The sequence below is a fragment of the Planomonospora corallina genome (assembly GCF_042650625.1).
Lineage (GTDB): Bacteria > Actinomycetota > Actinomycetes > Streptosporangiales > Streptosporangiaceae > Planomonospora_B > Planomonospora_B corallina.
This window is the reverse complement of sequence record NZ_JBHSBM010000036.1, coordinates 58938-67274: the sequence shown is the minus strand read 5'-3', so window position 1 is coordinate 67274 and position 8337 is coordinate 58938. Positions and strand designations below refer to the sequence as shown.

The following is an 8337-nucleotide window of genomic DNA, read 5'->3' as shown; positions in this document are numbered from 1 at the left end:
CGCCGAGGCCGCCCGCGCCCGCGGCGCCCTGACGGTGGCCGCCGCCGACCTGCTCGCCCTCACGCTGCTGGCCGCCCCCGGCGAGCTCGGCGCGGACATCGCGATCGGCTCCTCGCAGCGCTTCGGCGTCCCGCTCGGCTTCGGCGGCCCGCACGCGGCCTACATGTCGGTCCGCGAGGGCCTGCAGCGCCAGATGCCCGGCCGCCTGGTCGGCGTCTCCCAGGACGCCGACGGGCAGTCCGCCTACCGGCTCGCGCTGCAGACCCGCGAGCAGCACATCCGCCGGGAGAAGGCGACCAGCAACATCTGCACCGCCCAGGTGCTGCTCGCCGTGATCGCGAGCATGTACGCCGTCTACCACGGGCCCGAGGGTCTGCGCCGGATCGCCCGGCGGGTCCACCGGCACGCCGTGGTGCTGGCCGAGGGGCTGCGGCAGGCCGGTGTGGAGGTCGTGCACGAGGCCTTCTTCGACACCGTGCTGGCCCGGGTGCCCGGCCGCGCCGGGCAGGTCGTCGCCGCCGCCCGGGCGAGCGGCGTCAACCTCCGCCTGGTCGACGCCGACCACGTGGGCGTCAGCTGCGACGAGAGGACCGAGCCGCTCCACCTGGAGAAGGTCCTGGCCGCCTTCGGGGCCGGCGGCGCGGTCCTGGCCGACCTGGACGCCGCCGCGCACGACGCGCTCCCGGGCGAGCTGGCGCGCACGAGCGACTACCTGACCCACCCGGTCTTCCACTCCCACCGCTCCGAGACGTCCATGCTGCGCTACCTGCGCCGGCTCCAGGACAAGGACATCGCGCTCGACCGGTCGATGATCCCGCTGGGCTCGTGCACCATGAAGCTCAACGCGACCACCGAGATGGAGCCGATCACCTGGCCGGAGTTCGCCGGGATCCACCCGTACGCGCCCGAGGACCAGGCCGGGGGCTACCTCGAGATGATCGGGCAGCTGGAGCACTGGCTGGCCGAGGTCACCGGCTACGCCGCCGTCTCGATCCAGCCCAACGCCGGCTCCCAGGGCGAGTTCGCCGGCCTGCTGGCCATCCGCGCCTACCACCGGGCGCGGGGCGAGGACCAGCGGGAGGTCTGCCTCATCCCGTCCTCGGCGCACGGCACCAACGCCGCCAGCGCCGTCATGGCGGGCATGAAGGTCGTCGTGGTGGCCTGCGACGAGAACGGCAACGTCGATCTCGGCGACCTCGTCGCCAAGATCGAGAAGCACCGCGACCGGCTCGCCGCGATCATGGTCACCTACCCGTCCACGCACGGTGTGTACGAGGAGACCATCACCGAGGTCTGCCGGCTGGTCCACGAGGCCGGCGGCCAGGTCTACGTCGACGGCGCCAACCTCAACGCGCTGGTCGGCCTGGCCAAGCCGGGCGAGTTCGGCGCGGACGTCTCCCACCTGAACCTGCACAAGACCTTCTGCATCCCGCACGGCGGCGGCGGCCCCGGCGTCGGCCCGGTCGCGGTCCGCGCCCACCTGGCGGACTACCTGCCCGGCCACCCGCTGCGCGACGGGTCGGCGGTCGGTCCCGTCTCCGCCGCGCCGTACGGCTCGGCGAGCATCCTGCCCATCTCCTGGGCCTACATCCGGATGATGGGCGGCGACGGCCTCAAGGCCGCCACCGAGCAGGCCATCCTCTCGGCCAACTACCTCGCCCGCAGGCTGGCGCCGCACTACCCGGTCCTCTACACCGGCCGGGGCGGCCTGGTCGCCCACGAGTGCATCGTCGACCTGCGCCAGATCACCAAGGAGACCGGCGTCACCGTCGACGACGTGGCCAAGCGCCTGATCGACTACGGCTTCCACGCGCCCACCATGTCCTTCCCGGTGGCCGGCACGCTGATGATCGAGCCGACCGAGAGCGAGGACCTGGCCGAGCTCGACCGGTTCTGCGACGCGATGATCGCGATCCGCGGGGAGATCGAGAAGGTCGCCTCGGGCGCCTGGGACCGGACCGACAACCCGCTGCGCAACGCGCCGCACACCGCCGGCTGCGTCACGGCCGACTCCTGGGACCACTCCTACGGCCGGACCGAGGCGGCCTACCCGGTGGTCTCGCTGCGCCAGGCCAAGTACTGGTCGCCGGTGCGCCGCATCGACCAGGCCTACGGCGACCGCAACCTCGTGTGCTCCTGCCCGCCGCCGGAGGCGTTCGAGGACTGACCCGGGGGCGGCCCGCGGGGATCCGGCGCCCGCCGTACGGCCCGCGCCTGTTGGGCCGTACGGATCGCCGCGTATGCGAAGACGCGGACGGCACCGAGTCGTTAGGCTCGGTGCCGTTTCCTTACCCGGGGAGGATCTTGGATGCCGGACGTCGACACGCACCCCCTGGAGGTCGCGCGCAGGCTGGCCGAGGGCGGCGACCTGGACGGCGCCGCGGCGATCTTCGCGGAGCTGGCCGCCGACGCCGACGGGCCCGACCGGGCGCAGGCCGCGGTGGGACTGGCCGTGGTGCTGCAGGAGCGGGGGGACACGCCGGGGGCCCGCGCCGCCGCGCGCGCCGCGCTGGCGACCGGGCACCCGGAGTTCGCCGCCCAGGCGGCCTGCCTGCTCGCGGGGAGCTTCGAGAGCGAGGAGCTGACCGACCAGGCCCGGGCGGCCTGGCAGGCCGCCCTCGGCCTGGGCAACCCCGCCTACGTTCCGCTGGCGCACATGGCGCTGGCGCGGCTCGCCGCCGACGAGGAGGAGATGGCCGAGGCCCTCCGGGCGGCCCTGGCCACCGGAGACCCGGAGATCGGCTCCCGCGCGGCCCAGCGGTTGGCGGAGCTCTTCCTGGCGGAGGGGGAGCCGGGAGAGGCGGCCGACGTGCTCCTGGCGGCGCTGGCGATCCCCGGGGTGGCGGACCCGCCGAGGCTGCGGGTGCTGCTCGGGGCGGCGCACCTGGAGATGGCGTGCGCGGAGTTCGCGGGCGTGGTGGAGGAGGGCGGGGACGCCGAGACCAGCGCCCTGGCCATCGAGCTGCTGGCCCGCACGCTCCCGCTGCGGGGCCGCGACGAGGACGCCGAGCAGGTGTGGCGCTACGGCCTGGAGCACGCCGACGAGCGGCTGGCCGAGCAGGTCCGCCTCCGGCGGGACCGCGACCTCTGAGGCATGTCAGGCCTCCGCTGGCGCCCACCGGGCCTCACTGAGCCTCACAGGGCCTCACAGGGCCTCACCGGGACCCGCCGAGGGGCCCGGTGGGCGCTGGACAGGGGGAGGAGAGCCCGTCCGCGGGTTCTCCGCCCACGGCCTGCCGGAGGAGCGCCACGGTGCTCCCGGCTTCTCCGGAGCCCGGGGCGGGGACCCGCGTCAGTAGTGGTCGCGCCGGCGCAGGCGGCCGAGGGCGTGGGCGAGGTTGACCGCGACGATGCCGCCCCAGGCGAGCACCATGCCGAAGAACCCGGCCTCGGTCGCGGCGATGGCGGTCAGCGGGATGCCGATGCCCAGGGAGCCCAGCGTGACGGCGACCGAGCCGTCGCCCTTGCGCTTGTCCGGCGGCTGCGGCTGTGCATACGGCGGGTACGGCGCCGCGCCGGCGGCGCCGATCTCGGCCCGCACGCGGGCGGCGATGCTGGCGTCGAGCCGCTCGATGAACGAGTCGACGAGCGCCGCCTCGTACTCGGGTCCCAGATCGCGCCGGGCCTCGAGGGTGGCGCGCATGTCCTGGCGGATGTCGTTGTCACTCTGCACGCCCCTCAGTCTGCACCCCGCCGGGCGGCGCGGCATCGGTCATGAGGACGAGATCGGCGTGTGATCCCGGTACGGTTCCCGCATGGAGATCATGACGCCGCACGGGCCGGCGCGGGTGGAGGCCGACCCGGTGGCGGATCCCCGGTTCCTGCTGGTCCTCACCCACGGCTCGGCCGGGGGAGTGGACGCGCCGGACCTGCTGGCCGTACGGGAGGCCGTGGCGGGGATCGGCGGCCTGGTCGTCCGGGTGACCCAGCCGTTCCGGCTGCGGGGGGCCCGGGCGCCGGGTTCGGCGGTCAAGCAGGACGAGGCGTGGACGGCGGTGGTGGCGCGGATCCTCCGGGACCACCCCGGCCTGCCCCTCGTGCAGGGCGGGCGGAGCAACGGCGCCCGGGTCGCCTGCCGTACGGCGCGGGCGGTGGGGGCCGAGGCGGTCGTCGCGCTGGCCTTCCCACTGCGCCCGCCGGGGAAGCCGGAGCGCTCCCGCGCGCCGGAACTGCGGCAGGCGGGCGTGGACGTGCTGGCGGTCAGCGGGGACCGCGACCCGTTCGGCGTGCCGGAGGCGGCGGACGCCGCCCGGCTGGTGGTCCTGGCGGGGGAGGGGCACGACCTGAAGAAAGACCCCGCCCGGGTGGGCGAGGCCGTGGCGGGGTGGCTGGAGGAGAGGATGCCGGACAGCCCGCGGTGACGCCCGGGGCGCCGCGCGGGCTGTTCCGGCGGCCGCTCAGCGGCGGCGCGCCCTCACGGGTGCGCTCCGCTCACGGGTGCGCTCCGCGGGTCAGGAGACGCCGGCGAGGGGGCGCCGGGGCTCGATGACGGCGCCGTCGGGCAGCAGCTCGCCGGTGTCCTCGAACAGCACCACACCGTTGCAGAGCAGGCTCCACCCCTGCTCGGGGTGGGAGACGACCATGCGGGCGGCCTCGCGGCCCGGCCCTTCGGCGGACGGGCAGGGCGGCTCATGCGGGCACATCGGCGTGCCTCCAGATCTCTCGTGTCGGCTCGCCGGAATCGGCGTCGGGAGATCGGCGGGACCGCCCCCCGACGGGACCCCGTTCCCTCCTGCGCGGAGGGGCGAGCGGTTGCGGTTGACATATGGCCGTGCGCGTCTCGCGCGGTGTGAGACGCGCACATCGGACAGGTCCAGTGTGCGACGGGTCACACTCGCGCGACATAGTCACTTGGGACCGTTTGAGGGCCATTGGAAGTGGTCCTTGTGGTCCCTCGGGCCTCGTCCAGGGGTGTGACCTATGACACAGGGTGCCTCATCCACCTATAACCGGCCAAGCGCGACACGCCGGAGATGCGGTGAACGGCAGGACACGGATCCCGGGCGTGCCCGCCTTGCAGGCCGGCGGCCGGGGTCAGCTCCGGGCCAGACCGGCCAGCAGCGCGTCGAGTCCCCGCTCGAAGTCGGCGTCGGCGGCGGCGCTGCCGCCGCCGCGCGACGGAGGGCGCCACGGCTCGGTCTCGCCCTCGTCGCCGGGCGGATCCGCCCAGCCCGACTGCTGCACCTCCACGGCGACCGCGCCGAAGACGTAGGCTCGCAGGGCCCGCACGGCCTCCGCCGCGTCCGGCAGCCCCGCCTCGGCGAGCTGCTCGGTCTGCTCCCGGACCGCCGCCGCGGCTCGCCCCTTGGGAGGCTTGGTGAGGGCGAGCGCCAGCACCCCGGGATGCTCCCGCAGCGCGTCCCGGCTCGCCCGGCACCACGCGCGCGCGGTCTCCTGCCAGCTGCCGGCGGGCTCGGCGTGGACGGCGGTGACGTGCTCGGCCAGGGCGTCCATCAGCGCGTCCTTGCCGCGGGGCAGGTGGTGGTAGATGGCCATAGCCTCCACCTGGAGGGCGTCCCCCAGCCGCCGCATGGTCAGCCGCCGCAGCCCCTGGCCGTCGGCGATGTGCAGGGCCGCTTCGATGATGCGCTCCCTGGTGAGGGGGATCGGAGGTCGCTTGGCAGGCATGCGGCCCATCCTGCCACCCTGAGGCTTACTATGTAAAGGAAGCCGTGCCGTACCCGGTGCGGAGCGGGCCCCGAGGGGGCCCTGGGTACGGGCGGAACGCGGAAACGGCGTAGGCTACGGCTGTCAGCAGCCAGGAGAGTCAGGCGAGAGAGGGCAGACGATGGCGCTTTTCCGACCGCGGGTGAGCCGTGAGGCGGAGGTCCGCTACCACGCGGACCGGGAGCTCGGAAAGAGCTTCCCCGAGCTGCTGCGCAAGGCCCAGACGGCGGAGGCCGCGCTGCGCGAGGTGCAGGCCACCACGACCTCCTCCGCCGAGCGGCGGGCCGCCGCCCTGGTGCTGGACAGGGCGCTGACCGAGGCGCTGCGCGCGGCCGAGGCCAACCAGCGGGTGGCGTTCGGCCCGGGCGCCTACGACGACCGGCTCCGCCGCCGCAAGGGCAGGGCCACCCCCGAGGGCGCCCGGTGGAGCACCGAGGTCGAACGACTGCGCACGCTCCGCGAGCGCAACCGCCTGGTCGACGTCCCGAAGGACGTGCTGCCCGTCGGCACCGCGAACCGCGCCGGCACCACGCCCTGACACCGCTCGCGTCCCCGCCCGGTACGGCCCCGCCGCGCCGGGCGGACGTGTCTCCAGGCCCCGTCCGGGACCGGTGGCGCCCGCACGCGGGAGGGCGCCGCCGCGAACGACGTCGCGACGGCGCCCTCCGCGTGTTCCCCGGGGCGCGACCGGCCTCAGCTGGCCCAGTCGAGCAGCGGGCGGGTGTTGCTCGGGTGGCGCAGCTTGGACAGGGACTCCTTCTCCAGCTGGCGGATGCGCTCGCGGGTCAGGCCGAGGTGCTTGCCGATCTCGTCGAGGGTGTGCGGCTTGCCGTCGACGAGCCCGAAGCGCAGCGCCATGATCCGGGCCTCCCGGGGCGAGAGATTGCCCAGCACGCCGCGGAGCTGCTCGGCCAGGAGCTGGCGGTCCACCACCTCCGAGGCCTCCGGGGAGTCGACGTCCTCGATCAGGTCGCCGATGGTGGTCTCGCCGTCCTCGCCGATGGTGGCGTTGAGGCTGAGCGGCTGGCGGCTGGTGCGCAGCAGCTCCTCGATCTGGTCCGGGGTCTTGTCCAGCTCGACGGCCAGCTCCTCGGGCGTGGGCTCGCGCCCCAGCCGCTGGTGCATGTCGCGCTCCACCCGGGAGAGCTTGGAGAGCATCTCCAGCACGTGCACGGGCAGGCGGATGGTGCGGGCGGAGTCGGCGAAACCCCGCTGGATGGCCTGGCGGATCCACCACATGGCGTAGGTGGAGAACTTGTAGCCCTTGGTGTAGTCGAACTTCTCCACCGCGCGGATCAGCCCGAGGTTGCCCTCCTGGACCACGTCGAGCAGGGCCATGCCGCGGTCGGTGTACTTCTTGGCGACGGAGACGACGAGCCGGAGGTTGGCCTCCAGCATGTGGTCCTTGGCGCGGCGGCCGTCCTCGGCGATCCACTCCAGCTCTTCGCGCAGGTCGGAGGGGAGGCCCGGCTCGGACTCCAGCTTGGCCTCGGCGTACAGGCCGGCCTCGATCCTCTTGGCGAGCTCGACCTCCTGCGCGGCGGTCAGCAGCGTGCGGCGGCCGATCGACTTGAGGTAGGTGTGCACCGAGTCGCCCATGACCGAGGACTGGTCGTCCAGGTCGACGGACTGCTCGGCCTCCGCCTCGATCTCGGCCTCGTCGGCGGGGGTCCAGCCCTCGTCCTCCAGCGGCGCCTCGAGGTCCTCCGGCACGTCCGCACCGTCCGGGGCCGTGGCGGAGCGGCCGTCCTCGCCGGCGGCCGCGGTCTTCTTGCTCGCGGTCTTCTTGCCCGTGGGGGCGGCCTCGGCCGTGCGCGAGGCGGGTGCGCGGCCGGCCGTCTTGCGGGCCGGCGTCGCGGACGATGCCGCCTTGGCGGCCTTCTTGCTCTTGCTCGCGGCCTTCCTGGTGGCCGCGGCGAGCGTCGGCTCGTCCTCGGCGGCCAGGCTCACCCCGGCCTCGGTGAGGTCGCGCAGGATCGTCCGGCCCTCGGCCGGGCTGATGCCCGCCTCGGCGAAGGCGTGACGCAGCTCCGCGAGAGAAAGGTGACCCTGGACTCGCCCTCGGTCAAGGAGCTGCTCAAGGGTCGTCGGGGCCTCAGACGAGGTCGCGGCGGTTTGGGGCATGAGGACACCTCCTCCATGACGGAGTCGTCTTTTTTCAGGCTGTGGGTGCTGGCACGCTGCGGAGTGTGGGGCGGCCGGGGGACCGCTCATCGCACCAGTACCAATAACCCCGCCGAAGACCGTTCTGTTCCCGACTTGACGGGGAAAATATGATGGGGTGGATCGGCGCGAACCGACCCACCCCGTCCCTGCCCCCGGAGCGGGCGTCTACTCGGTCACGTCGACCGGGCCCTCGACCACCGGCATGGGCATCGGCTGCGCGTTCTCGGTCCGCTCCTCGCTCCAGTAGCGCAGGACCTCTTCCGGATCGGGGTTGACCTCCTCGGAGACCACGTAATCCTCGGCGTCCCCGGCCGGAGAGGACTTCTCCGGGGAGACGGGCGGAGGCGCCGAGGACGGTGGGGCCGCGCCCTCGGGGGCCGGCAGGCCCGGCTCCACCGCGGGCACGGGCTCACCCGCCCCTCCGATCCCGCCCGCGGCGGCGGGCGCCGTCGCGCTCGCCGTGCTCGCCGCGGCCGTCCTCCTCGTCCGGTGGCGGCGCCGCCG

General features: G+C 74.4%; 8 protein-coding genes and 1 pseudogene. 4 read left to right on the top strand and 5 right to left on the bottom strand.

Features of this window, described 5'->3' with window-relative positions:
* Both gcvP and ACFOWE_RS26205 read left to right on the top strand, forming a co-directional pair.
* The coding region (gene gcvP, locus ACFOWE_RS26210; RefSeq protein WP_377292340.1) for an aminomethyl-transferring glycine dehydrogenase at positions 1-2167 on the top strand (2167 nt) is incomplete at its 5' end.
* Positions 2168-2308: 141 nt separating this feature from the next.
* Positions 2309-3091, top strand: a complete 783-nt coding sequence (locus ACFOWE_RS26205; RefSeq protein ID WP_377292338.1) for a hypothetical protein — start codon at positions 2309-2311, stop codon at positions 3089-3091.
* A gap of 201 nt (positions 3092-3292) precedes the next feature.
* On the opposite strand, the gene ACFOWE_RS26200 is transcribed toward ACFOWE_RS26205, so the two are convergent.
* Positions 3293-3673: a hypothetical protein gene (locus ACFOWE_RS26200; protein WP_377292336.1), complete on the bottom strand. Its 381-nt coding sequence runs from the start codon at positions 3671-3673 to the stop codon at positions 3293-3295.
* Positions 3674-3755: 82 nt separating this feature from the next.
* Between ACFOWE_RS26200 and ACFOWE_RS26195 the strand changes: the two genes are divergently transcribed.
* Positions 3756-4361 carry an alpha/beta hydrolase family protein gene (locus ACFOWE_RS26195; RefSeq protein ID WP_377292334.1) on the top strand — a complete coding sequence of 202 codons (606 nt, stop codon included), beginning with the start codon at positions 3756-3758 and terminating at the stop codon, positions 4359-4361.
* Between the two features lie 90 nt (positions 4362-4451).
* Here the strand turns inward: ACFOWE_RS26195 and ACFOWE_RS26190 are convergent, their stop codons facing one another.
* Positions 4452-4643, bottom strand: a complete 192-nt coding sequence (locus ACFOWE_RS26190; protein ID WP_377292332.1) for a DUF5999 family protein — start codon at positions 4641-4643, stop codon at positions 4452-4454.
* 391 nt (positions 4644-5034) lie between these two features.
* Complete coding sequence (locus tag ACFOWE_RS26185) at positions 5035-5628, bottom strand: TetR/AcrR family transcriptional regulator C-terminal domain-containing protein (RefSeq protein WP_377292330.1); 594 nt, start codon at positions 5626-5628, stop codon at positions 5035-5037.
* A 160-nt stretch (positions 5629-5788) separates the two neighbouring features.
* Between ACFOWE_RS26185 and ACFOWE_RS26180 the strand changes: the two genes are divergently transcribed.
* Positions 5789-6205 (top strand): hypothetical protein, encoded by a 417-nt coding sequence (locus ACFOWE_RS26180; RefSeq protein ID WP_377292328.1) that lies wholly within the window; start codon positions 5789-5791, stop codon positions 6203-6205.
* 155 nt (positions 6206-6360) lie between these two features.
* Here ACFOWE_RS26180 and ACFOWE_RS26175 read toward each other — a convergent pair whose 3' ends face one another.
* Together ACFOWE_RS26175 and ACFOWE_RS26170 are read right to left on the bottom strand one after the other, a co-directional pair.
* A complete protein-coding gene (locus tag ACFOWE_RS26175) occupies positions 6361-7791 on the bottom strand; it encodes an RNA polymerase sigma factor (protein WP_377292326.1) in 1431 nt (476 codons plus the stop codon).
* A 207-nt stretch (positions 7792-7998) separates the two neighbouring features.
* Positions 7999-8337 (bottom strand): annotated as a pseudogene (locus ACFOWE_RS26170) (hypothetical protein); the annotation flags it as partial.

Excerpts from the sequence above, each read along its gene's own strand:
- ACFOWE_RS26205 (WP_377292338.1), top strand. The coding sequence starts at position 2,309 with ATGCCGGACGTCGACACGCACCCCCTGGAGGTCGCGCGCAGGCTGGCC.
- ACFOWE_RS26195 (WP_377292334.1), top strand. The coding sequence starts at position 3,756 with ATGGAGATCATGACGCCGCACGGGCCGGCGCGGGTGGAGGCCGACCCG.
- ACFOWE_RS26190 (WP_377292332.1), bottom strand. The coding sequence starts at position 4,643 with ATGTGCCCGCATGAGCCGCCCTGCCCGTCCGCCGAAGGGCCGGGCCGC.
- ACFOWE_RS26185 (WP_377292330.1), bottom strand. The coding sequence starts at position 5,628 with ATGCCTGCCAAGCGACCTCCGATCCCCCTCACCAGGGAGCGCATCATC.
- ACFOWE_RS26180 (WP_377292328.1), top strand. The coding sequence starts at position 5,789 with ATGGCGCTTTTCCGACCGCGGGTGAGCCGTGAGGCGGAGGTCCGCTAC.
- ACFOWE_RS26175 (WP_377292326.1), bottom strand. The coding sequence starts at position 7,791 with ATGCCCCAAACCGCCGCGACCTCGTCTGAGGCCCCGACGACCCTTGAG.